At 46.2% G+C, this 23,793-nt stretch carries 20 protein-coding genes; 11 read left to right on the top strand and 9 right to left on the bottom strand.

The window, feature by feature from the left end; genetic code table 11:
• Positions 1–327: 327 nt before the first annotated feature.
• The 3 genes from C9I98_RS10225 to C9I98_RS10215 all read left to right on the top strand — a co-directional run bounded on the left by C9I98_RS10225 (position 328) and on the right by C9I98_RS10215 (position 5,960).
• The gene (locus C9I98_RS10225; RefSeq protein ID WP_036825821.1) at positions 328–1,548 is read left to right on the top strand and encodes a pyridoxal-phosphate-dependent aminotransferase family protein; all 1,221 of its coding nucleotides are present in this window, start codon (positions 328–330) and stop codon (positions 1,546–1,548) included.
• 213 nt (positions 1,549–1,761) lie between these two features.
• The gene (locus tag C9I98_RS10220) at positions 1,762–5,250 is read left to right on the top strand and encodes a PAAR domain-containing protein (RefSeq protein ID WP_107271939.1); all 3,489 of its coding nucleotides are present in this window, start codon (positions 1,762–1,764) and stop codon (positions 5,248–5,250) included.
• A complete protein-coding gene (locus C9I98_RS10215) occupies positions 5,247–5,960 on the top strand; it encodes a hypothetical protein (RefSeq protein ID WP_146153875.1) in 714 nt (237 codons plus the stop codon). The genes C9I98_RS10220 and C9I98_RS10215 overlap by 4 nt, the downstream gene beginning before the upstream one ends.
• 122 nt (positions 5,961–6,082) lie before the next feature.
• On the opposite strand, the gene C9I98_RS10210 is transcribed toward C9I98_RS10215, so the two are convergent.
• From C9I98_RS10210 to C9I98_RS10180, 7 genes are all read right to left on the bottom strand, one after another.
• Positions 6,083–6,970 (bottom strand): 2-hydroxy-3-oxopropionate reductase, encoded by an 888-nt coding sequence (locus C9I98_RS10210; RefSeq protein WP_173424704.1) that lies wholly within the window; start codon positions 6,968–6,970, stop codon positions 6,083–6,085.
• Positions 6,971–6,987: 17 nt separating this feature from the next.
• A complete protein-coding gene (gene hyi, locus C9I98_RS10205; protein WP_107271937.1) occupies positions 6,988–7,770 on the bottom strand; it encodes a hydroxypyruvate isomerase in 783 nt (260 codons plus the stop codon).
• Positions 7,771–7,817: 47 nt separating this feature from the next.
• On the bottom strand, positions 7,818–9,557 hold the full coding sequence (gene gcl, locus C9I98_RS10200; RefSeq protein ID WP_036825123.1) for a glyoxylate carboligase: 1,740 nt from the start codon (positions 9,555–9,557) through the stop codon (positions 7,818–7,820).
• Positions 9,558–9,653: 96 nt separating this feature from the next.
• Positions 9,654–10,139 carry an ureidoglycolate lyase gene (locus tag C9I98_RS10195; protein WP_107271936.1) on the bottom strand — a complete coding sequence of 162 codons (486 nt, stop codon included), beginning with the start codon at positions 10,137–10,139 and terminating at the stop codon, positions 9,654–9,656.
• A gap of 403 nt (positions 10,140–10,542) precedes the next feature.
• Positions 10,543–12,066, bottom strand: a complete 1,524-nt coding sequence (locus C9I98_RS10190) for a tripartite tricarboxylate transporter permease (protein WP_036817033.1) — start codon at positions 12,064–12,066, stop codon at positions 10,543–10,545.
• 3 nt (positions 12,067–12,069) lie between these two features.
• Positions 12,070–12,543 carry a tripartite tricarboxylate transporter TctB family protein gene (locus C9I98_RS10185; protein WP_036817031.1) on the bottom strand — a complete coding sequence of 158 codons (474 nt, stop codon included), beginning with the start codon at positions 12,541–12,543 and terminating at the stop codon, positions 12,070–12,072.
• Positions 12,544–12,658: 115 nt separating this feature from the next.
• Positions 12,659–13,591 (bottom strand): tripartite tricarboxylate transporter substrate binding protein, encoded by a 933-nt coding sequence (locus C9I98_RS10180; RefSeq protein ID WP_420848066.1) that lies wholly within the window; start codon positions 13,589–13,591, stop codon positions 12,659–12,661.
• A 286-nt stretch (positions 13,592–13,877) separates the two neighbouring features.
• On the opposite strand from C9I98_RS10180, the gene C9I98_RS10175 reads away from it, so the two are divergent.
• Together C9I98_RS10175 and C9I98_RS10170 are read left to right on the top strand one after the other, a co-directional pair.
• Positions 13,878–15,545, top strand: coding sequence for an ATP-binding protein (locus C9I98_RS10175; protein ID WP_051901855.1), 1,668 nt, complete (start codon positions 13,878–13,880; stop codon positions 15,543–15,545).
• Positions 15,545–16,264, top strand: a complete 720-nt coding sequence (locus C9I98_RS10170; protein WP_036817026.1) for a response regulator — start codon at positions 15,545–15,547, stop codon at positions 16,262–16,264. Before C9I98_RS10175 ends, C9I98_RS10170 begins: the two co-directional genes overlap by 1 nt.
• An 81-nt stretch (positions 16,265–16,345) precedes the next feature.
• On the opposite strand, the gene C9I98_RS10165 is transcribed toward C9I98_RS10170, so the two are convergent.
• Entirely contained in the window at positions 16,346–18,235 is a 1,890-nt protein-coding gene (locus C9I98_RS10165) for a TRAP transporter permease (protein ID WP_036817024.1), read from the bottom strand.
• A 94-nt stretch (positions 18,236–18,329) separates the two neighbouring features.
• On the bottom strand, positions 18,330–19,256 hold the full coding sequence (locus C9I98_RS10160) for a TAXI family TRAP transporter solute-binding subunit (RefSeq protein WP_036817022.1): 927 nt from the start codon (positions 19,254–19,256) through the stop codon (positions 18,330–18,332).
• Positions 19,257–19,842: 586 nt separating this feature from the next.
• Here C9I98_RS10160 and C9I98_RS10155 point away from each other — a divergent pair.
• The 6 genes from C9I98_RS10155 to C9I98_RS10130 all read left to right on the top strand — a co-directional run bounded on the left by C9I98_RS10155 (position 19,843) and on the right by C9I98_RS10130 (position 23,744).
• Complete coding sequence (locus tag C9I98_RS10155; protein ID WP_036817020.1) at positions 19,843–20,172, top strand: DMT family transporter; 330 nt, start codon at positions 19,843–19,845, stop codon at positions 20,170–20,172.
• A gap of 18 nt (positions 20,173–20,190) precedes the next feature.
• On the top strand, positions 20,191–20,412 hold the full coding sequence (locus C9I98_RS10150) for a hypothetical protein (RefSeq protein ID WP_036817019.1): 222 nt from the start codon (positions 20,191–20,193) through the stop codon (positions 20,410–20,412).
• Between the two features lie 188 nt (positions 20,413–20,600).
• The gene (locus C9I98_RS10145; RefSeq protein ID WP_107271935.1) at positions 20,601–21,386 is read left to right on the top strand and encodes a hypothetical protein; all 786 of its coding nucleotides are present in this window, start codon (positions 20,601–20,603) and stop codon (positions 21,384–21,386) included.
• Between the two features lie 181 nt (positions 21,387–21,567).
• Positions 21,568–22,014 carry a hypothetical protein gene (locus C9I98_RS10140; RefSeq protein WP_051901790.1) on the top strand — a complete coding sequence of 149 codons (447 nt, stop codon included), beginning with the start codon at positions 21,568–21,570 and terminating at the stop codon, positions 22,012–22,014.
• 87 nt (positions 22,015–22,101) lie between these two features.
• On the top strand, positions 22,102–22,596 hold the full coding sequence (locus tag C9I98_RS10135; RefSeq protein WP_036816210.1) for a copper chaperone PCu(A)C: 495 nt from the start codon (positions 22,102–22,104) through the stop codon (positions 22,594–22,596).
• 230 nt (positions 22,597–22,826) lie between these two features.
• Positions 22,827–23,744, top strand: coding sequence for a LysR family transcriptional regulator (locus C9I98_RS10130; RefSeq protein ID WP_338049182.1), 918 nt, complete (start codon positions 22,827–22,829; stop codon positions 23,742–23,744).
• Positions 23,745–23,793: the final 49 nt, after the last annotated feature.

Here is a 23,793-nt window from a genome sequence, read left to right as displayed (position 1 = left end):
TTGTCGAATACGCAAGGCTATAAATAATCGATGCTAATAATGACAGTTATAGCCTAACCATTTATTTAATAACACATCAAATTTAATGATCTCCCCGACTTTATTAAAACTATTTTTATAAATTGTTCACCGTCAATAATTGCATATATATCTATTTATTTCTCTTTTTCTCTCAATTACACTCGATAGCAATGCCAACCTATTTTAGCGCCTATAGAGCATACATTGCATATAGCCTCATTAAATTTTCAATGATAAAGACAACTGCCGTTCAGCCAGAACCTTTACCATTGTGATCAATTTGCATCGTCAAGGAGACAAACAAGCATGGAATTATTTGAAGTTCTAAATCCACCTCAGCGACTGCTGATGGGACCAGGCCCTATCAACGCCTATCCTCGCGTTCTTCAGGCGATCTCTAACCAACTTATCGGCCAATATGACCCGGTTATGACGGGTTATATGAAGCAAACACAACGTTTATATCAGCAAGTATTTGAAACCAATAACGAAGCGACACTGCTCATTGATGGTACTGCCCGTGCAGGCATCGAAGCCGTTTTGGTTTCTATCATCAAACCGGGTGATAAGGTACTTGTACCAGTCATGGGCCGTTTTGGTCATTTACTTTGCGAAATTGCCCATCGTACAGGCGCAGAGATCTACACCATCGACGTCGAGTGGGGTGAAGTATGCGATCCAGCGTTAATCGAGCAAGAAATTAAGCGCATTCAGCCTAAGCTTCTCGCCACCGTTCAAGGCGACACGTCAACCACCATGAATCAACCGTTAGCAGAGATTGGCGAAATCTGTAAGCGACACGGCGTACTCTTCTACTGTGATGCAACAGCATCGGTTGCGGGTAATGAACTAAAAATTGATGAATGGCAACTTGATGCTGTTTCTGTTGGCCTACAAAAATGCCTAGGTGGCCCATCAGGAAGTGCACCCATTTCTTTAAGCGACGAATTCGTTAAGCAGATCAATAAACGTAAACATGTTGAAAAAGGCATTCGAGCCGACCACCATGAAGACGGTGTCGAGCCAATGATCCAATCTAACTACTTCGACCTACCCATGATTTTGGATTATTGGGGAGAAGAGCGACTTAATCACCACACTGAAGCCACCTCCATGCTGTACGCTGCACGCGAATGTGCCCGTTTATACCTTGAAGAAGGCGCCGTGAATGTTATCGCCCGCCACAAACAAGCTGGCGATGCTTTGGCAACGGGCCTAAAAGCAATGGGGCTTCAACTGTTTGGTAACCAAGCTTACAAAATGAACAATGTTGTGGGTGTTTATATTCCTGACAACGTTGACGGTGAAGAGATCCGCCGCGAGCTGCTACTTCGCTTCGGTATTGAAATTGGCACTTCGTTTGGGCCTCTACAAGGTAAAATCTGGCGTATTGGCACCATGGGCTATAACGCGCGACAAGAAGCGGTCCTTCACACCCTCGCCGCTTTAGAAGCGGTTCTGCTTCGCCATAAAGCTGCGATCCAGCCTGGGCAAGCTGTCATTGCTGCCATGGAATACTACAGCTAAGCCGTTCCCCGTTACCCGTCTGCTATAAACAAAGCCTGTCATATATTGTGGCAGGCTTTTTAGCTTGCCCAAGATAAAAAGTAATCTATACAAATAAGTTGCAAGAACATCCGACATCACTCGCAGTTGTCGTACCCTTTCAATAATGTGCATTTTGTAACCAAACATCCCCTGATTAGAATGGCGACGAGTCACTAATAGGAGATCAGAGTCATGGCAAAGCCTGCGGCACGGCTTGGTGATAATCATGTTTGCCCAAGAAAAACCTCAAAAGTCCCCCATGTAGGTGGGCCTGCCATCTCCGGATCATCCAATGTCTTCATCAACGGCTTACCTGCAGCCAAGAAGGGAGACAACCTAGTTTGCGTCGGCCCCATGGACACAATTACTGAAGGCTCATCGTCTGTGTTCATTAACGGCAAGCCAGCTGCCCGTATGGGCGACGGTTCTTCACACAAAGGTAAAATTGTGGCAGGTAGCGGTAATGTCTTCATTGGCAACAAAGGACAAAGTGCTTCTGGCGGGGTTGACGCTCTAGCAGCCAATGGAAAAGACAAGCATTCAAAAAAGGATACTCCCTCTAAAGTTACTAGCAGTGAAAACAGCACCCACTCATCGAATAGCTTGTCACCATCTGATACAGGCACGTCGTCTGAATCATCGCAGCCAAGTAAAAAGCCGATTCGCTCTAAACCCACTCAGCAAGACAATCCTCTCCCATCCGAAAATGAGCTTGTTTCTATCATTCCGGTTCGATATGCCTACGATACTGAACTACTCGCGCCTCGCACTACGGGGAATTTTTCCAAGGGGCCCTTCAACACTCAAATCCCCTACACACTAAGGCAACTTAGAGATGGCTGGCTATATATCTATAACAGCACAACCAAACGAATTGAGGAGTACCAAGTTGAAGGTAGCAATATTGGAGGTAAAAGCTGCCTCAGTTACCCCAAGGGCAACAACATAAAACTGGCCTATTCTTTTCAGCAATGGACAGACCGTATCAAGCAATCCATCACGACTAATCGCTCCCTTCGCGCCCGGTGGATGCGTAATGTCCGTTGCGATGGCAACAATAGTACGCATTGCGGCGATCTTGATACTCTGGCAACCACTGTTGCTGATATGCAAGGTAACCCTGTCCATGATTTCAGTAATAGCTCAACACCACTCACAGAAAACACATCCACCAATACTGTTGATAATACCGAGTCAGATTTAATCCGAGCAAAGCCTGCAACTAGCCCTGATGATTGGAAGCGTGATATAGAAAGTGATATCGCTTTAGTGGTTGCACTGGATGATCCACTAGCAGATCTACAAGATCTAACTCTAGGCCTAATGGCTCCCCAACTGGAACAGCATGCCATTACTGCTGACGAAACATCTGCCCACCAATGGCAAATAGCGCACCTTGTAAGAAATATCGCCCGAGTACAAGTACCTGAAAGTGAATGGTCATTTAAAATTGATGAAGAGAACTACATTGAGTTCGAACAAGACCTCCATAACTACCTCATCGCATGGCAAGAACATGAAAATGCCCTGTTACAACAAGGTAGCGGCCATTTCAGTGTTTCTTTGGATTACTTAAAAAAGCAAAAGCTACTTGAGAGTAAAGCCTTACTGAAAGAAAAATGGGATTTCACCCCCTCATCGGCCCATGAAGCACAATGGAGCCAAAAAAGGCGTTTTAATGATGAAATCCGTTGGGATGAACTGAATCAGTTCAGTGCAAAAATCGAAAGCCAGATGGCAAAATCTGAGGCCAAAATTCAGCTTTGGGCCGATGTATTAACCCAAGCCGTCAGCCAATTTGGTGGCGATCCGATGCGCTTATGGCTAGATATCGAAACACCTATGGGTATCAGCCTATACCTTAACTTGATGAGTGAAATTTGCTCCTCCCTCCTTCAAGCTATGCACAGTGAAAATGAGCGAACAAAGCTTAGTCGCCTGCTTCAACGAGACGATAATCTGCTTGCCCTCGCCCCATTCGGAGGCAGCCAACACCTTAAATCAGCCCTCGATAAAGACACTGTCGATAACAGCATTTTTACTGGCGTTAGCGATTGGGCAAGTTTGGTTAATCGCATCAGCGATTTTGAAGTCTTATTCGAACATAAAGAAATTACTGATAGCCGTTGGTTCAAAGCACTTACGGAACCAGTACAGAATACCCTACTGGCCCTTCGCCAGGCAGTACGTCAAAACGTCAGTGAAAGTTGGCACAACATTGTCGTTTCTATAACTCCGTTACAACGACCAAACGGGCTGGTACCCGGGCTATTGAGTGACATTCGCACCCTCTTTCTCGAAAGTCGCTTACACGACCAGCACATTGAATTTGATAAAAACTACCGCAACAGCCAGCAAAATTTTAATACCAAACTTCGCCAAGCCATTTTTGATGTCACTAGTACTGTTCATACATCACCAACCTCCCCAACAGTGATATACAGTCACGCCCATCAATCCAGACGAGCAAAGCAAAGCTTAATCAATGTTATCGCTGATTACCCATCTTTCATGGCCGTCAAAAACAATGAGGTGAGTAAGCAAACTCGTGCCGCTATCAAAACAAATACCCAAGCTCTCGCCGCCCAAGCCATACATGGCAAAACAACACTAGCCACCCACTACGGCAACTTGGGCGGTACAGGGGCAATGGTCGCAATACTTAACAGCATTAACTTCCTTGGCCTAATGAGTGAAATTGAAAAATTACCCAGCGACAGCAAAGTACAACGCCAAGCAATGGAGCAAGCCGCCATTGGCTTTATGTGGGCGCTATCTTCGATTGGAGATGTGGTTAGGAGCCAAACATTTAAGAAGCTGCAAAGTGAACATTCATCATTACTAAAATACAGCATTAGAGAAGCAATTAAGCTGGAAACTACAACTCAAATTCAAAAGCAGCTACTTACTTCGTTTAGAGCGGGTATGTACACAATGGCGATAACTGGATTCATTGCTGCTGGCTGGGAAGTTGTTAATATTTTCGAGCATTGGAAAAACACCGATAGTCTAAGTGAACGTTCCTTACTTCTAATAAAAGGAAGCGGTTTAGGAGCCAACATACTCGTCTTTGGTATAACAATATTTAATACTTCAAGCCAATATTCTATTGCAGCAATAATAGCACCATGGATGGTAACAGCCTTATTTTGGGGTGGTTTAGTAGTTTTAATTGCATCCTTATTGCTATCAATAATTAAAAAGTCACCAATCGAGAAGTGGTTAGTTAGATGTTTATGGGGTAATGAAAACCGAAACTGGTCGATAGAGAAAGAACTTTCCGAATATCAGAAAATCATCTATCAACCTCAAGCTAAAATTATTAAAAGTAATCGTCAGTGCATTCGCCAACCAGTTTATAACAGCCCAGGCCTCTACTCCATTCACAAAACGATTCAGATCCAACTACCTGATAGCAGCATGAACTTTGCCCTCACTATCAGCGGACAAACAACCAATACCATACTAAATGGACGTTGGGTTACCCACCAAGAGCAACGCTATTTTGAAGTAGATATCAGCTATACCAGTGCCTACGCCAACATCACTATCTCACTACAATATACCGATATTCCTTTTTTTAACTATACATTATCAGCTAGTAAACAAGGAGGGTTCATCATTGCCTCAACGGTACCAGCTAACCAGCAGAATCTAATTGAATTACAGGCCTCATTATGAGCGTGACATTAAATACAACACATGCACAACTCGTCAGACAAAAAAAGCAACAGCTTTGTGATGCTATGGCTATATACCAATGGGGGTGTACGCCCAAACGCAGGCGGGCTGAAGAGTATATCTGTTTATTTTCAGTATTATTGTTCATAACATTTGGTAGTTTATTCATTATATATGATAAAAAAGATAGCATGCTTGCCTTTACTTTTTTCTCTTTGTTCGGAGTTGCTTTAGCTCTATATTTTCGACACACCGTTTACGAACCCAAAACCTACAAATACCAACTCACCGCTTTCGGGGTACGCTACACCGAGGAAGAAAACATCCCCGAATTCATGTACAAGGCAGTTCGGGTATCCGCCTACTTTGGTATCGTACTCTGTTTGGTTGCAGGGCTAATTGCTGGTCCGCTTATCTTTATCGGTGGTGGTGCTTTCGCCTTAATGGCTTTCAAAATGACAGGCTTTGAAAAGGCCATTGCTCATGAAAGTTTCTTTTGGCACCACACCTACGATATTCGCATTCATCGCAAAAGTGGCACTGTTAATATATGGCCTCGAAACCCTGAAGGTTTAGAGCTGAATTGCTTCTCATACTATGGACGTCGAACATGGAGTAATCCACAAGATATCGATGAAATCATCGCTCAAATCAGAGCACTTGGCATCAAGGTGAATGTTATTGAATTTGAGCGACTGCGAGATGTGTAATGATTAAATCTGAAACTAGGTTGTTTCCATTCCTTCACCATAAAAAAAGCGGACACATAGTGTCCGCCAAACTTCCCGTGACATTTCCCAAGGAGGTATCTTTAATTTGTCACTGTTACTGATTAACCTCGAATGCTGTGATTACTCATATGCTCAAGTGCTTTAACCATTGCTGAGTGATCCCAGTTGCTTCCGTCAAGTGCCGCACAAGTATTAAATAGCTCCTGCGCTGTGGCGGTATTTGGCAGGTTTAGCTGTAGTTCACGCGCGCCGGTTAGTGCTAGGTTCAAATCTTTTTGGTGTAGCGAAATGCGGAAGCCCGGATCGAAGGTCCCTTTCACCATACGCTCTCCGTGTACTTCAAGGATCTTCGATGAGGCAAAGCCACCCATCAGTGCCTGGCGGATCTTCGCAGGATCAGCCCCTGCTTTTGAAGCAAACAGTAAGGCTTCGCCAACAGCTTCAATGTTCAACGCCACAATAATCTGGTTAGCCACTTTACAAGTTTGGCCGTCACCATTTCCACCAACCAATGTAATGTTTTGCCCCATCACTTCAAATAGTGGCTTAACTCGCTCAAAAATCTCATCTCGTCCACCAGCCATGATAGACAGTGTGCCAGCCACTGCGCCGACTTCACCACCTGAAACAGGTGCATCAACATACCATGCCCCTACGGCCTCAACTTTTTCGGCAAAGACTTTGGTCTCGATTGGTGAGATTGAACTCATATCAACCACAACTTTGTCAGCTGTTAGCCCTTTCAAAATGCCTTGCTCAGAGAAGAGTACATCAGCAACATGCGGTGTGTCTGGCACCATTGTGATGATGATATCTGCAGCTTCTGCAACAGCAGCTGGATTAGGACACGCAAAGCCTTTCTCACCCAACAGATCAGCGGGTACAGGCTCAAAGTGCTCAGAGAAGTAAACCGTGTAGCCTGCATTTTGTAGGTTCTTGGCCATTGGCTTACCCATGATGCCAGTGCCGATAAATCCGATATTCAACATAATTTTGTCCTCAACCATTAAATGACGTTGTATTCTTTTAACCAAACCAATCCTGCTTCCGTACCGTTTGCTGGTACATATTCGCAACCAATCCATCCTTCATAGCCCACCTCATCAAGGTGCTTAAACATGAAGCCATAGTTGATTTCACCCGTACCCGGTTCATGGCGGCCTGGGTTATCAGCAAGTTGCACGTGTCCAATAATTGGCAGGTTGTTCGTTACTGTGACGGCCAGATCACCTTCCATGATCTGCATATGGTAAATGTCGTATTGGTAAGCTAGGTTTTCGCTACCAACATCGGCAATCAGCCCTTGGACCATGGCGGTTGACGACACAAAGAACCCTGGAATATCACGCGTGTTAATGGCCTCAACAACCAACTTAATACCCGCACCTTCTAGCTTCTCGACCGCATATTTCAGGTTATCAACCAACACTTGGTATGCATCGGCTTCTGTTACTTGCTCAGGTTTAATACCGGCTAAGCAATTCACTTGGGTACAACCAAGCGCACCGGCATATTCAATGGCCTTATCAACACCAGAACGGAACTCTTCGATTCGATCCGGTAAACAAGCAATACCGCGCTCGCCAGCTGCCCAATCACCCGCAGGTAGGTTAAATAACACTTGGGTCAGGCCGTGCTTTTTAAGCTCTGCTGCAATATCTACAGCTGGAAAATCATAAGGAAACAGATATTCAACGCCTTTAAACCCAGCTTTCGCTGCAGCACCGAAACGGTCCATAAAGTCATATTCTGTGAATAGCATTGAAAGGTTTGCCGCTAACTTAGGCATAATAAACTCCTTCTATAGGGCGGCTTCTCACCGCCCTAACTACAAAATTAAAGGTCTACAATCTCTTCGAATTCGGCCACTTTATCGATGTCTGGCCCCATCGCGATGTTGGTCACTCGCTCAGTCATGACTTCAACCACCACTGGAACTTTGTGCTGCTCCATCAAGTTCTTCGCTTGCTGCAGTGCCGGACCAATTTGTGCAGGGTCAAATACGCGAATCGCTTTACAGCCCAAACCTTCCACCACGCTCTTATGGTCAACACCGTACTCTTTCACTTCTGGTGCATTGATGTTTTCGAACGACAACTGGACACAGTGGTCAATATCAAAAGCACGCTGAGCTTGGCGAATCAAACCTAGGTAGGCATTGTTAATCAGTACATGGATATACGGCAGATTGAACTGTGCGCCTACCGCCAGCTCTTCAATCATGAACTGGAAGTCGTAGTCACCCGAGATAGCAACAACAGGCTTAACAGGGTCGGCTTTTACTACACCTAGGGCTGCTGGCATCGTCCACCCTAGTGGACCCGCCTGACAAGCATTAATCCAATGACGAGGCTTATGCACATGCAGGAACTGGTTAGCCGCAATCTGCGCTAGGCCGATAGTGGTGACGTATCGCGTTTCAGGGCCGAATGCCTTGTTCATTTCATGGTAAATACGTTGCGGTTTGATTGGCGTGCAATCGAAATCATCACGACGTAGCATGGTGAGCTTACGCTCGGCACATTCCGCTACCCACTCGGTGCGATCTTTCAGGTCACCGTTGGCTTTCATTTCTTTTGCAGCCGCAATGAACACTTCTAGTGCGGCAGCTGCGTCAGAAACAATGCCGAGATCCGGTGCGAACACACGGCCAATTTGGGTCGGCTCGATATCGACATGAATGAACTTGCGGCCTTTGGTGTAAGTTTCTAATGCGCCGGTATGGCGGTTTGCCCAGCGGTTACCAATACCGAAAACAAAATCAGACTCAAGGTAAGTTGCGTTGCCACAACGGTGGTTCGCCTGACAGCCCATACGGCCACTCATCAGTGGGTGCTCATCAGAAATCGCCCCCCAACCACGTAATGTTTGAATAACAGGTACGTTCACCAGCTCAGCAAACTCTTTGAATAGCGCAGCCGCGTCGGCATTGATGATACCGCCACCAGCAACCAGCAAAGGTTTCTCTGCACTGTTCAGCATTTCGATGGCCCGTTTCGCCTGTGCCATAGTGGCTTGCGGCTTATGGGGGGTTAACGGCTCGTACAGGTCAATGTCAAACTCAATTTCTGCCATCTGAACATCGAAAGGCAAATCAAGCAGTACCGGGCCTGGACGGCCAGAGCGCATTTCGAAGAATGCCTTCTGGAAGGTGCCCGGAAGTTGCCCTGCTTCACGAATGGTCACCGCCATCTTGGTCACAGGCTTAGCAATCGCCTCGATATCCACCGCCTGAAAGTCTTCTTTATGCAGCTTGGCAACCGGTGCTTGACCGGTAATACATAAAATTGGAATAGAATCAGCCGATGCCGAATAAAGGCCTGTGATCATGTCTGTACCAGCAGGGCCAGATGTACCAATACACAAACCGATATTATCTGGTGCTGTGCGAGTGTAACCTTCGGCCATATGTGATGCGCCTTCAACGTGACGCGCTAGCACATGGTCAATACCACCCAGCTTTTTCATCGCCGCGTACATTGGGTTAATCGCAGCACCAGGAACACCAAACGCAGTATCGATACCTTCTTTTTTTAGAATTTGAATTGCAGCTTCAATCGCTCTGATCTTTGCCATCTTACATCTCCAATACTTTTTAAATTCGTCAGCAACCCGTAACAATAATCTGAGATCATCGTCACTACTCTTGCTTATTTAATTCAATTATTTAAATCACAACAATACGGTATATTCTTTGGATAAATGATTAACAATACAATTGTCATCACCTGCTCTATCAACTGTTATAAAATCAGTATCTTCATTCCATGCAAATAATAAATAATGCCAAACGTTTTTATGGTAATTCACACCCTGCTTGCCATTGGTCACAAACACTCTTAGGGTCGACTCATCAATTTCATCCTCGCCTTCGGCAACAATGACAATAAACTGTTCACCTTTAAGCGGGTAGAATGCTTGGCTACCTAACGGGTGCTTTTCCAACAATGAAAACGTTAGCTTTTCCTTGAAGCCTTCGGCGCGAATGATACTGACAAAAGGGCTAGTTTCATCAGTAACGGCAACATCAGTCAACTGATGGAAGCGTTTGCCTGTTTTGTCGTTGATAAAGAAAAAGTCAGAATTTTCCGTCTCTATCACATCACCAAAGGGCTTGAATGCCTCCTTGGTGAGCGCTTCTATTTTTAATGTCTCCATGTGACAAACCTTAATTTAATTTATAGATAATTTTTTAGCAGATGATATCTACCAATTGAATTCGGTTAATTTATGTGAGACATGGGAATATAAAAGTTATTTTTAAAATAGTATGCGTTTTTTTATATTTTAGTTATTTGCATATTTAGTTCACGTCTCTGTTGAAATGGATAATACACAAAATAATGGCTAGTAAAACATGACGAATAGCACACTTTATTTTAAAGCGATTTTTTTCATATAATGAATTTGGTTTTAGATAAATTTCTTATTGAATCATTACAATCACCCCTTTCATGTTCAACACCCGTTCAGCAAACACAAAAAAGCGGCTTAAGTCGTAAGACCTAAGCCGCTATCGCTATTGGGTGTAACCTTCGTTTAGGTTACGTCTAAAAAGCCGTTAAGCCGAACTCACTGCTTTTGCCGCCTGGCGCTTATCGCGTATCGCACTTACTAATGGCAGCATCAATGCGAGTACTGCACAAATCATGATTGATAGTGTCAGTGGGCGCTCCCATAGGAATGAATAACTACCGTCCGACAGGGTTAACGAGCGGCTAAGGTTTTTCTCCAAAATATCACCCAAGATAAAGCCAAGCAGCATGGGTGCCATCGGGAAGCTCAGCAGCTTTAGGAAGGTGGCAATAATGGTAATGATCACCATCATCTGAATATCAAAGCTATTGAAGCTAACCAAGTACACACCAGTGATCGAGAAGAACAGGATCAACGGGATCAAAATCGGACGCGGGATAACCAACAAACGTGAGATATACGGGATCAGCGGTAGGTTAAGGATCAACAATACCAAGTTTCCAAAGTACATCGAAATAATCACCGACCAGAATACATCCGGGTTATCAACAAACAAACGTGGACCAGGCTGAATACCGTAAGCGATCAAGGCACCAAGCATAATCGCGGTAGTGCCCGACCCTGGAATACCTAGCGTTAGCAAAGGAACAAACGAACCAGTCGATGCCGCATTGTTAGCCGATTCAGGTGCCGCCAATCCACGTAACGCCCCTTTACCAAACTTCGCTTTCTCTTCTTTCGAAGCGAGGTTACGTTCCATGCCATAGCTTAGGAAAGAAGCGATCGTCGCCCCTGCCCCAGGCAACACACCCACCAAGAAACCAAATACCGATGAACGGCCAACCGTTGGCGCAACATGCTTAACTTCTTCTTTGTTAAGCTTCATGCTCCCCAGCGAGTCCATGTCCATTTCTGGCTCTTTTTCTTTGTGCTCGCCACGCAACACCGTCATCACCACTTCGGTAAGTGCAAACGTTGCCATCGCCAGAAGCAAGAAACTAATGCCATCAATCAAGTTCACATTGTTGAAGGTGAAGCGAGGGATCCCCGACATGACATCATTACCGACCATGGCAATCATCAAACCGAATACGGTCATCATGAGCGCTTTAAGCACCTGCCCTTTGCCCGAAAACGCTGCTACAGCGGTCAAGCCCAGCACCATTAAGGCAAAGTAATCACTCGACTGGAAACTTAAGGACACTTTTGCCAATGCCGGCGCGGCAAACAGCAGGATAATGGCACCAATTGTACCGCCAGTGAACGACGAGTATGCCGCCAGCGCCAACGCTTTACCCGCTTGCTTCTTCTGTGCCAGAGGGTAACCATCAAAGGCAGTCACAACCGTACTGGCGCAACCCGGCGCATTAATCAAGATGGATGAAGTAGAGCCACCGAAAATGGCACCGTAGTATACGCCCGCCATCAAGATAATCCCCGATGATGGATCAAGCCCATAGGTAATGGGGATCATCAGGGCGATGGCAGAAATTGGGCCAAGCCCCGGTAACATACCAATGAAAGTACCGGCAAAACAGCCGACAATAACCATCAACAGGTTAAAGGGCATCACAGCGGTTGATAGCCCAGACATCATTCCTTCGAACATGGTTTAGCTCCCTAATACGTTCGCCCACACCTGTCCTGGTGCAAGGTAAATATCTAATAACTGAGTGAGGACGTACCAGAAGCCCACAGCAAACGGCACCGACGCCAAGAACAACATTTTTGGCCTACGTTCACCCAGCAGCCAATATCCGCCAGCCAAGAAAAACACGGTGGAAACCAAAAAGCCCATCCAGTCTAACGAAATTGCAAACAGCACCATCAATACAAGCAATTTTCCCATCAAACCAAAGTCATACCCTTTCAGGCTCAACTTATCTTCGTCCTTTTTGCTTGCTGTGATCAATTGCAGCAATGAGAACACCACCCCAAGCGCGGCTAATGCTAGCGGCATCGACTTGGCATGGAACGGTTCATATTCATCACCTGGGAATAGCTGGATTTGGCTGGCGTAATAGCCATAAGCCACAGAAAAGCAGAGAAATACCAAACCACCGATATGATCTTTGGTTATCGTCATGGGTGCTCCTTCACATACAACGTTTTTGCGCACTATCTTGCCGAGCGAAGTCGGCGGAATAAAAAAAGCGCAGCCTGTGCAGGTTTTGCAAACAGACCACGCTTTCACTTGCCAATTAGTTCAAGAAACCTAACTCTTTCATCAAGCTACCCATTTCTTGTTCTTGCTCTTCAAGGAAAGCAACGAACTCATCAGCTGGCTTGTAGATTTCTGTCCAACCGTAACGATCACGAACGGTAGCCCACTCATCGGTTTCATACATTTGCTTCAGTACGTCAGTAAATTCGGCTACTTTCTCATCACTCAGGCCTGGTGCACCAAAGAAACCGCGCCAGTTAACAAACGTTGTGTCATAGCCCAGCTCTTTCACTGTCGGCACATTAGGTGCCGCTTGAGAGCGCTCTTCACCTGTCATCGCCAGAATTCTTACCTCACCGGCTTCGGCTAGGCTCAATGCCTCACTCAAACCAGTTGATAGCACTTGGGTTTCACCCGACAGCAGACCAGCCATGGCTTTACCACCAGCATCATAGGCAAGGTATTTTAGTTTACGAGGTTCGCCACCAGCGGCCTTAAATACCATTGCCGCAACTAGGTGGTCCATGCTGCCTCGTGCCGAGCCGCCAGCAATAGACACTGAGCGTGGATTCTTCTTATAGTCCTCAACCACTTCGGTAAAGCTCTGGTATTTAGAGTCTTTGGCAACAACAAACGCGGCGTAGTCACCAATTGTGGCTGCAACTGGGGTTAAATCACGAAATGATTGCGGGAAAACTTTTGAAAGAGAGCGGATCACAATCGGTGTGGAATTGACCATTAGGGTGTCATCAGACTGCTTAGCCGTTTTAATGAGATAGGCAATTGCTTTACCACCGCCACCACCCGACATATTTTCATACGATACCTTGTCGACAAGATCAGACTTTGCCAGCGCCTCACCAGTACCGCGAGCCGTGCTATCCCAGCCACCACCAGCACCACCTGGTACCAAGAAGTGAACTTCGTCCATTTTAGCCTGTGCAGTCCCCATACTCATGGAAGCCGCCATCACTGTCGCCAGTACTGTTACACGTTTACAAGATAAAAATCGAGTCAGCATAATGTGTCCTTATTTAATTATTATGCCCAGCCACTTGCTCATGATGTTCAAGCTGCTCGGCTATGTTGCTCCTACGCCTTAAAACTTATGCCAACCCTAACGACAAATGAAGTTTGTAAATTTATTGTGAATAAGCGCCTTATTGGTGATTTTGTTCATAATGTTCACGACATCTGGCATCATAAAAAGGTAAAGTATTTGTAATAAAGGAATCGGTGAAAGGAATCGCCACAATATGACGTCGTTTTTGTCATTACGCTTTTTGCGCCTAAACACCCGCATGGTGTTGATTTTAGGGCTTATTGCCATTCTGCAAACCGGCATTCTCGGCCATTTTGCTATTCGCTATCTGGATAATGTGCTCGATGAGCAAATCGGCCAACAAGCGATGCGCGTAGCACTGGCTATCTCCGTTTCACCCGATGTTGTCAGGGCCATCGAAGCTAAAGATACCCCAATATTGCAACCGCTGAGTTACAAATATGCAAAGTCTGCCAAGGCGAAATTTGTCGTATTCGGTGACGAAGATGGGATCCGTTTAGCCCACCCCAGCAAAGCCCGGCTTGGTAAGCCGATGCACGACGACGATAACGATATGAACGAGCCTGCTCTGGTTGAAGGGAAGCCGTATATCTCTAAAGCGCACGGTAGCATTGGCCGCTCTGTGCGCGGTAAAGCCCCTATCTTCAACCAGCAGGGCGATATTATTGGCATTGTGTCAGTTGGCTACCTGCTTGATACCGTCGACATTCTGGTCAGCAACCACCGAACTTCGATGCTGATTGCCATTGCTGCCGCCTTTGCTTTTAGCGTGTTCACCGCAATCTGGTTTGCCCACCATTTCAAAAAGGCCATTTTTAATCTTGAGCCCGAAGAAATTGGCCGTATGTTCCAAGAACGAAATGCCACCCTGGAAACCGTGCGCGAAGGCATCGTTGCCATTAATGACGAAGGGATGATCACCACCTTCAACCATGCCGCGATCAAGACGCTGCAACTGCCAGAATCAGACAACTATATCGGCCAGCATATTCAAGATGTGCTGCCAGATAGCGGCTTGTTATCGGTGCTGCGAAAGGGTGACCCAGAGTACGACCAAGAAGTGTGGATCCACAACCAACTATTGATTGTTAACCGTATCCCGCTCATTCATGGTGGCAAAGTCAGTGGCGTTGTATCGAGCTTTAGGCTCAAAAACGAAGTTGATCTTGTCAGTCGCAAGCTAACGCGAATTAAGCAATATGCAGAAAGCCTGCGAAGTCAGTCCCACGAATACAATAACAAGCTGCATACCATTGCTGGCTTAATCCAGATAAATGCAATTGACGAAGCACTGGCCGTCATAGGGCAAGAGACTTCTAGCCATCAAGCCTTTATCCAACAGCTAATGGAAGTAACAAACGACAGCGTGCTGGCTGGCTGTTTACTGGGTAAATACAACCGCGCTAAAGAATTAGGGCTCAAATTACAAATCGACGATGCCAGCCAGATGAACGACCTGCCCGACTCACTGCCGCGTGAGCAGCTGGTCAGCATCATTGGCAATTTACTGGATAATGCATTGGAAGCCACGCTGTCCCATCATGGCCGTGAAGGCACGGTTAGTCTGAGTCTTTCCGACTATGGCAAAGAGTTGATCTTTGAAATTGAAGATCAGGGACGTGGGCTCAGTGATGATGAGGCCGAGCGCATATTCACCCGAGGCTACAGCACCAAGGCGAAGGAAGGACGAGGCATTGGCCTCGACTTGGTAAAGAACCTCACCGAACACCTTGGCGGCATGATCACCGTTGACCCGCTCAGCCCATACGGCAGTCGCTTCACACTGTATTTGCCGAAGAATAAAAATAGCCTTGCCGCTAACAGCGCTCAAGGCATCACGACACAAGCAGAGGAAGCCTAATGTCAGACTCTATCTCCCTTATCATTGCTGAAGATGATCAGCAAATTGCAGAGATCCAGCGCCGTTTTGTTGAGCGTATCGAAGGGTTCGAAGTGGTAGGGATTGCCCATGGGCTAGATGAAGCACGTGATCTGATCGAAGTGCTCAAACCACAGCTGATCCTGCTCGACAACCAATTCCCGACGGGGACTGGGCTCGATTTACTGCGCGAGCTGCGTGCCGATAATTGCCCGAGTGATGTGATTTTAATCACTGCGGCCAAGGAAGTGGATACCTTACGTACAGCCATGCACAGCGGTATTTTCGACTACATTTTAAAACCCCTCGTGTTCGAGCGACTACAAGCCTCACTGGAGAAATACCGCCACCACCTCAACAAATTATCTGATATGGATTCATTGCTGCAAAGTGACGTCGACAAACTGTTCCAATCACCCTCAGCCAGTGGGCAGTCGCAACCGACACAAAGCTCAACAAACAGGCTACCGAAAGGGATAGACGGTATCACGTTAGACAAAATAAGGGCGGTGTTCAGCCAGCAATCGAGCAAACAGAGCAACAATTCCCTTAACGCAGAACAGGTAGGACAAGAAATCGGGGCAAGCCGAACAACAGCCCGCCGTTATTTGGAGTTTATGGTCAGCACCGACGAGCTCATCGCTGAAGTTTCCTACGGCACGGTGGGTCGGCCAGAGCGGCGTTATCAGCTATCTCGATAACCGATAAAATCGGCGGCGCAAAGTAAGACATAAAGTAAAGGGGAGACCGCATGGCCTCCCCTTCATTTTAGAATTAAATAGTTAGGCTGGATTCACACTTTGTTCTTTCTGCTTGAAAGCGTTTAGAGAGGTAATCGCAATTACCACCGCCATCGCAACCAACTGGATAACAAACCCACTGAAAATCAGCGCAAACGGAACAAGTAGCAAGATCAAACGCTCTGGGATTGATAGCGGTTTAATGAGCCTGCCTTCAATGGCACCAGCAAACGCAACAATCAGCGCGATGGTCGTCACAATGGCAAACATAAAGCCCATCAGGTTCTCACCGTCGTAGATCAGCGGAGAAAAAGCCATCATCAACGGGATCAAGAAGAAACCCTGAGCCAACTTGAATGCCTGAACCGCTGATTGCATTGGTGACGCACCGGCAACACCGGCCCCGGCAAAGGCGGCAAGTGCGATAGGCGGAGTCACATTAGAGGTTTGCGATAACCAGAATACAATCATGTGAGCAGCAAGGATACTGAGGCCAAGCTCAGTCAAGGCTGGTACCGCCATAATAGACAACACGATGTATGCCGCCGTCACCGGCAGCCCCATGCCAAGGATCACCGCCGCAACAGCAATCAACGCCATAACAGACCACAAGTAACCTCCTGACAATGCCATCAGGAACTGGGTGAACTGCAAACCAATACCGGTTTGACCTACAACACCAACCACAATACCCGCAGTGGCACAGGCAACAGAGATTGGCAGCGCCAGCAGTGCCCCTTCCTTCATACCTTCAAGAAACAGGCGCAGGCTAATACGGCTGTGCTTACGGCACATGGCTGCAACCAATACGGCACTGCACCCGGCTATACCGACCAGCACTGGCGAATAGCTCATTAATAACAAAGTGGTGATTAATACTAGCGGGACAATAAAGTGCCAACCTTGCTGCATTACCACTTTAAGCTGGGTCACCTTATCCATGCCTTTCAGGCCAAGCTTACACGCCATCAAGTGGACATACAGCAGCGTACACCCGAAATACAAAATCGCAGGCGCAATAGAGACCAATAAGATCTCGCTATATGCAATACCAGTAAACTGGGCCATAACAAATGCCCCCGCCCCCATGACTGGTGGCATAATTTGCCCACCGGTAGACGCCGCAGCCTCGATGCCCGCTGCTTGCTCCGGCTTATAGCCGAGCTTTTTCATCATAGGGATGGTCAGCGCCCCGGTTGTAACCGTATTGGCAATCGCTGAACCAGAAATGGAGCCTAGCGCCGCCGAAGCCACCACACTGGCTTTCGCAGGACCGCCTCGGTATTTGCCCGCAACCGCAAACGCCGCATCAATAAAGAATTGCCCTGCCCCGGTAACCTGCAAGAAGGCACCGAACAGCACAAAGATAAATACCACGCCCGCCGCAATTGCTAATGGCGCACCAAACACACCATTAGTGGAATAAACATGGAATCGAATAATTTCGTTGAGTGCGAACCCCTTACTTGCCACGCTGGCAGGTAGCATGTCGCCAAACATCGCGTATGCCAAAAACAAACCAGCAATCGCAACCATCACCATGCCTACGGTTCTTCGAGTTGCTTCAAGTAAGGTCACTATTAATATGGAGCCAGCAAGCACATCAGCTTGCCCTAACCCATCAAGCAAAAAGCCAATATCATCGTAATCAAATCTAACGATATGCTGCGCCGCCCACAAAGTGGCCAACATCATGGTTAGGTCAACTAAACGTGCGGGTAAATATAGCGGGTTATCCAGCTTGACGAGCGGCTTAACCAAAAATACCAGTGCGAGGATCCAGCTAAGGTGTATGGGGCGAAATACAGGTGCGGAGAGGTTGGCAGTCAAACCTTGCCAAATTTGAAAGACTGATAAAGCGAAGGCTGCCACCGCAGCGAATTGCATTAAACGTTCAGTTACCCTGTGATTTAACGCCGAAGAATTGGTCATTGCGTACTCCTTGTAAATTGCAATGTGATATACCCCCGAATCACTTCGGGGGTATTAGCTCACCCACCCATCAAGGTAGGCAATACTTCGGATTTTATTTCTTCTCATCCATGAACTGCTGTGAACCCGGGTGTAGAGGAATACCCGCTAGCTTGTTCATGTTTTCTACGGTAGTAAATTTAGTCACACCAATTGACTGGCGGATTTGATCGATATTATCAAAGGCGACTTTCGTCATTTCGTACGCTAGCTCTTTATCTAGGTCACCTTTAACAACCAACACATTCCATACAGCTGGCGCTTGGAAAGCAGGAACATTACGGTAGCTATCTGCTTCAACATCAAGGCCACTGTATGACGCATTGGCTTCATTGATCTTCGCTAGCTCATCTTCAGAGAAAGATAGGATGCGAATATCACGGGTTAATGCCAATTCTGTAATGGCACCAACACCCAAGCTTCCCACGATCACACCCGCGTCGATCTGGCCATTTGCCAGAGCTTCAGTGGTTGCCGTGTAGTTCAGCGCTTGACCACGCATGTCACCTTCTTCAATACCCAGCGTTTTCAGGATATTTAGCGCACTCACTCGAGTACCCGAGCCCGGTGCACCTAGTGCAACGCGCTTACCTTTCAGATCAGCAACCGATTTGATGTCAGAGTTCGCTGGCACCATGAACTGAACAACGTTCGGGTATAGGGCAAACAGAACAGACACATCCATTTTACGTGGGAAAGGCTCTGTGCCTTGGTAGGCTTGTTGAACCACGTTCCCCATTGCAATACCCGCTAACTGCTGCTTAGTGGATACCTTGATAACATTCTCAACCGATGCAGCTGTCACCTCTGCACGCATATTGAAGTCATCAATATTTTCACTCCAAATTTTTGCTAGCAAGCCGCCCAAAGGATAATACGTACCACTCTGACTTCCTGTGCCGATGGTGTAGTTATTTGCTGCAACAGGTAACGATACTGCTAAAGCCAGAGAAATTATCCCTTTTTTTATCATTGAACGCATTGAGTACTCCTTCTCATTCATAATGCTTAGTTATGATTATTTAACTCGACATATAGGTATCTAGGCATGTCGGTATATACCCAAGTTACTTCATGGTGCAGGATTCAGAGGGATGTCAGCCCATTCAATCCAAGGCGAAGGTTTGCAGGAAGATTCCCTTTCAAAAAGCTTCAACGCTGGAGTGGATGGGCTGACACCCTCCCGAAGGGCGAGTTTTCTAAGCTTGTATACTGCGTTATTGTTTTTCGATTTAGAACCACTAGATCTTCAAAACAGCGCCTTGCCTACAAGCTTATAAATTCTCGCTGAACCTGCATCATGAAGTAGCTTGGGTATATTGATGTTGCATCAAAAGAAAATGCTTTTAAATGTTAAATTTGTGAAAGTTGTGAAAATGAGATATCAGCAGTGTTAATACTATCAATAATAAGCCGCAATCTTAGCCGCAAGGCCCCTTCTTCACCTTGATTGTTACCAACAAGCAAAAGTAATTTGCATACAAGTCAGATTATCAACAAATGAGAAATAGTTATACTTGCCGCCATTAAAAACAGACAGACTGAACAACAAACCAAGAGAGGATTTAATGGGCTGGCTTTTCTTACTACTCGGTGTAATGGCTGAAGCGACATCACACGTTGCCCTTCGTGCAACCAACGGGTTCAGCAATTGGCTGCCAAGTACCATTGTTATTCTCGGCCACTTGGTTGCCTTTCTCTTTCTTGGCCAAGCGATGAAGTCGCTACCAGTCGGCGTGGTCCACACAATCTGGACGGGGTTAGCCATTGTGGTTGTCACCGCAATGTCGACGCTCATTTATAAACAACATTTAGATGCCAAAGTCTGGCTAGGTATGATCATCGTCGCCATTGGTATCGCCATCATTAACCTATCAGGCGCTTCACATACTCATTGATCTCGTAGGAGGTAAACAATGACAGAGCAAAGGGCGATTAATCTTTACTACTATCTCGTTAATAACAACGCACCGCAAAAAGACATCAACGCGGTGCTTAAATTACTTCAACAGCAACATCACATTGACCTAACGCGGTTAGACAGAAAAAGACCCCGGAATCAAAACCGCTTTGATATCAATAGCTATGGCGCAAGCGGCTCAAGAACACTGAATCAAACACGCCAACTCAATAGCTAACCTTCCTATTCCATTCCATGCATCACTCTACGTAACATTGTGAATACAAGCACAATGTTACGTTTTGATACAAATAAAACACCGTTCATTTGGTGCAGCATGGATTCAGGAACTGAATACTAAGATTGCACCCATAATAAGCAACAGCGTTTTATTAGCTTTCATTTAACAGGCAGTAGGCAATCAATATGAACTCATTCGGCAAGGCTTCAATCGTTTCAGTTATCGGTCTCACTTTACTCACCGGCTGCGTAAACCCAGGTGAAGATGATGCAAACGCAGCAACCAAGCAAGGTGCTGTTGGTGGTGCCCTTCTAGGCTTAACCTTAGGCGCTCTTACGGGTGATGCAGAGCTAGCAGCTCAAGGCGCCATTGCTGGTGGTGTCGCGGGTGGTGTGGCAGGTGCCTCTGTAGATATAGAAAATAACCGTAACAATATTCGCCATGACAGCCGTAATGACTCGCTGGCCCAAATCGGTAATAACAGCGGCAGCGCTGATAGTAGCAAGCCGCAATCTTGGGATAAGCTAGATAACTTTACGGGCAACTGGAATGTTAGCATTTGGAGTGGCGTAACAAGCGAAGCAGTTACAGGTACTGCCAATGCAACAGGTTCTTTGGCTAAAACCACAGAAGCTTCTTTGAAAATTAACAACCTGCAGGTTGAAGGCGCATCACAATCTCTTGAGCTAACAGCAAACTTTGCCTACACACCTGAAGCGGGCTACACCCTGTCACTGAATAACAATGCAAACAATATCCCTGTTGAATTCGCAGGTGAGTTCCAGCAAGGCATGAACCGATACAACTTCTACCCGACCAATGCCCAAGCGGGGATCTTCAAGAACATTGATTCATCAACTGTTCGCCTTGAGCTCGGCTTTGCTGGCACAAATATCGTTATGATTGATGCTTATGGCCAAGTTAACGGCCAAGAAGAGAAGCTTCAGACCTACCGTTTCACCAAGAGCTAAGCCGCTTAGCTAAAGCCAATTAACAAAACGCCGCACCCTCTCAGGCTCATAGGGGTGCGGCGTTTTTTCTTTTTGCTGCATCTAAGTCTCAGTTTTCAAACAAAACATTAACAACTATTGTTACAACAAGGAGCTTTATTGCTAGTATGCCCAGCACTTGATTAAAGGAATAACAATTAGAATGACAATCACTCCGATCAATAGGTTGCATCAGCAGCGCACACAAATGGTTTGCTTCGCCATTATTGTATCGTTGCTAATGACCAACCTGATTGCTTCGATTGTTGTTCTTAACCCACACCAAGACACAGCTCAAAACAGTCATTGGCTGACTGGCGATAAAGTCCTTATCTGTACTTCTGCTGGGCTACAGTGGGTAGATGTCACCAACCTCAATGGCCAATCAAGCAAGCCTGCAGAAACAGATCACAAGCAACATTCTGATCAATACAATTTCCATTGCCCTGTCTTCAAGCTAACGCAAGTTACGCCGTTTGAGGCCACTGCGAGTGTTGGCGCTGATTTTCATCTAACCCACCACATTAGCAATACAGGGCATGATTTTATTCCTGTGCAACAGCAAATCTATTATCTATTTGCCCCTAAACATTCTCCGCCAATGGTTTGATTTATCCATTAACTTATTAATCCATAAACCCATAAAATCAATAAACAAAAATTAAAAAGTCAGCATCATGCTGTCACGGAGAAAGTAATGAAAACAATTCAAACCATCATTCTAACTGCGGCCATGGCTATCAGTGGATTTGCGTCAGCCCACGAATACAAAACAGATTCTCTTCATATTGATCACCCATGGTCAAAACAGGTGCCGCCCACCTCTTCTGTTGCCGCCGCTTTCTTTAGTGTGATGAACCATGGTGATAATGATGATGTGTTACTTGGCGCCTCATCACCTATTGCCGAAAAAACAGAGTTACATGCCCATATTCATGAAAATGGCATGATGAAGATGCGGGAAGTTGAGCAAATCGAGATCCCAGCCCATGGCACGCAAATGTTGAAACCTGGGGGCTATCACATCATGTTCTTTGGCCTTAACGAAGTACCTAAGCTAGGCGACAGCTTCCCAGTCACTTTGAACTTCAAACAAGCTGGTATGGTTGAGGTAGACGTTAAAGTAGAAGAAGCGACCTATATGCCGGAAGGTGGTCATTCAGATAAAGAAATGGATCACTCGCATCATTAATTTAATTCAGTTCAATAAACTGATTTGAGCTGAATTTAAATAAAGCCAACGAAAGCCAGCAGACCACCTGCTGGCTTTTTTAATACATCGCTATCGTCTCAAGCATTTTCCTGCGTAATACTTAGCTCAATGAGCTTAACCAGATAGGCATTACCTGGCCATTATCTGATGTAGCGAAATCAATAGAATCTTCTTTTCCTATTGTTTTCTAACATTCGTTGGCGCTATCTTTGGGTACACAGATATCCACGAACCAACACCACACTATGCGCCTTAACGATCTCAAACTTTTTACCACCGTTGTGCAATTAGGCAGTTTCACAGCCGCTGCCAATGCCCTGGACCTACCACGAGCCAATGTCAGTCGGCGTATAGGCGAGCTGGAAAAACACCTTAATGCCCAGCTATTTTTTCGTACCACCCGCAAACTTCGCCTCACCCAACATGGTGATATCTACTATCAAGAATTACTCAAAGTCATTGAAGGGATCGAAAAAGCCAACGAAGCCATTTCTCAGTTGGACGATAAACCAGTCGGCAAAGTTAGGATCGGTATCCTACCTGACAGTGATGAAGTAATTCAGCCTATTTTAGCGGGCTTTCAAGATACCTATCCTGATATCGAGTTGGATGTCCGTTTCAGCAGTAAAGGCCACCATGAGCTGTATGATCAAGGCTTCGATCTCGCCTTTCACATTGGTGCTTTGCAAGACTCTAGTTTGATTGCACGCCATGTCGCCAAGGTACATCGTTTTTTGCTGGCAAGCCCGGATTACCTTGCCAGATACGGTGAACCCAGTGCTATCGAAGAGCTCACCAAACATCGCTGCATCTGCTACCGCTGGTCAGACGGTAGTATTGAGAACACCTGGTACTTCACCGATTCCCAAGTATCAGTTAAGCCAAAGCTAAGCAGTAACAGTACCGGCTATATCCGCCAGTCTATGATTACAGGCCAAGGCATTAGCTTCCTCCCTCTGATGCTGGCAATCAATGCCATGGACTCAGGGCTGCTGGTGCGCGTGCTGCCCGAATACCAATCAAAAAGCGAGGATGTTTGGCTTGTCTACCCAAATAGGTTAGGTGTGAGCAGAGCTACCCGGCTACTTATTGAACACATCTTGGACAAACTACCGAAGGCCTTCTAATTGTCGCGTTTTACATTTCAATATTGCCATCAAAAACAGGTCAAATTGC

The sequence above is a fragment of the Photobacterium sanctipauli genome (genome assembly GCF_003026495.1).
GTDB lineage: Bacteria > Pseudomonadota > Gammaproteobacteria > Enterobacterales > Vibrionaceae > Photobacterium > Photobacterium sanctipauli.
The sequence above is the reverse complement of the archived record's forward strand: the minus strand, read 5'-3'. Positions and strand labels throughout refer to the sequence as shown.

What these genes read in the sequence shown, in the direction of transcription:
- C9I98_RS10195 (WP_107271936.1), bottom strand. Translation starts at nt 10,139, where the DNA reads ATGGAGACATTAAAAATAGAAGCGCTCACCAAGGAGGCATTCAAGCCC.
- C9I98_RS10210 (WP_173424704.1), bottom strand. Translation starts at nt 6,970, where the DNA reads ATGTTGAATATCGGATTTATCGGCACTGGCATCATGGGTAAGCCAATG.
- C9I98_RS10135 (WP_036816210.1), top strand. Translation starts at nt 22,102, where the DNA reads ATGAAAACAATTCAAACCATCATTCTAACTGCGGCCATGGCTATCAGT.
- C9I98_RS10175 (WP_051901855.1), top strand. Translation starts at nt 13,878, where the DNA reads ATGACGTCGTTTTTGTCATTACGCTTTTTGCGCCTAAACACCCGCATG.
- C9I98_RS10185 (WP_036817031.1), bottom strand. Translation starts at nt 12,543, where the DNA reads ATGACGATAACCAAAGATCATATCGGTGGTTTGGTATTTCTCTGCTTT.
- C9I98_RS10225 (WP_036825821.1), top strand. Translation starts at nt 328, where the DNA reads ATGGAATTATTTGAAGTTCTAAATCCACCTCAGCGACTGCTGATGGGA.
- C9I98_RS10140 (WP_051901790.1), top strand. Translation starts at nt 21,568, where the DNA reads ATGACAATCACTCCGATCAATAGGTTGCATCAGCAGCGCACACAAATG.
- C9I98_RS10170 (WP_036817026.1), top strand. Translation starts at nt 15,545, where the DNA reads ATGTCAGACTCTATCTCCCTTATCATTGCTGAAGATGATCAGCAAATT.
- C9I98_RS10145 (WP_107271935.1), top strand. Translation starts at nt 20,601, where the DNA reads ATGAACTCATTCGGCAAGGCTTCAATCGTTTCAGTTATCGGTCTCACT.
- gcl (WP_036825123.1), bottom strand. Translation starts at nt 9,557, where the DNA reads ATGGCAAAGATCAGAGCGATTGAAGCTGCAATTCAAATTCTAAAAAAA.
- C9I98_RS10165 (WP_036817024.1), bottom strand. Translation starts at nt 18,235, where the DNA reads ATGACCAATTCTTCGGCGTTAAATCACAGGGTAACTGAACGTTTAATG.
- C9I98_RS10150 (WP_036817019.1), top strand. Translation starts at nt 20,191, where the DNA reads ATGACAGAGCAAAGGGCGATTAATCTTTACTACTATCTCGTTAATAAC.
- C9I98_RS10155 (WP_036817020.1), top strand. Translation starts at nt 19,843, where the DNA reads ATGGGCTGGCTTTTCTTACTACTCGGTGTAATGGCTGAAGCGACATCA.
- C9I98_RS10220 (WP_107271939.1), top strand. Translation starts at nt 1,762, where the DNA reads ATGGCAAAGCCTGCGGCACGGCTTGGTGATAATCATGTTTGCCCAAGA.
- C9I98_RS10160 (WP_036817022.1), bottom strand. Translation starts at nt 19,256, where the DNA reads ATGCGTTCAATGATAAAAAAAGGGATAATTTCTCTGGCTTTAGCAGTA.
- C9I98_RS10180 (WP_420848066.1), bottom strand. Translation starts at nt 13,591, where the DNA reads ATGGCGGCTTCCATGAGTATGGGGACTGCACAGGCTAAAATGGACGAA.
- hyi (WP_107271937.1), bottom strand. Translation starts at nt 7,770, where the DNA reads ATGCCTAAGTTAGCGGCAAACCTTTCAATGCTATTCACAGAATATGAC.
- C9I98_RS10215 (WP_146153875.1), top strand. Translation starts at nt 5,247, where the DNA reads ATGAGCGTGACATTAAATACAACACATGCACAACTCGTCAGACAAAAA.
- C9I98_RS10190 (WP_036817033.1), bottom strand. Translation starts at nt 12,066, where the DNA reads ATGTTCGAAGGAATGATGTCTGGGCTATCAACCGCTGTGATGCCCTTT.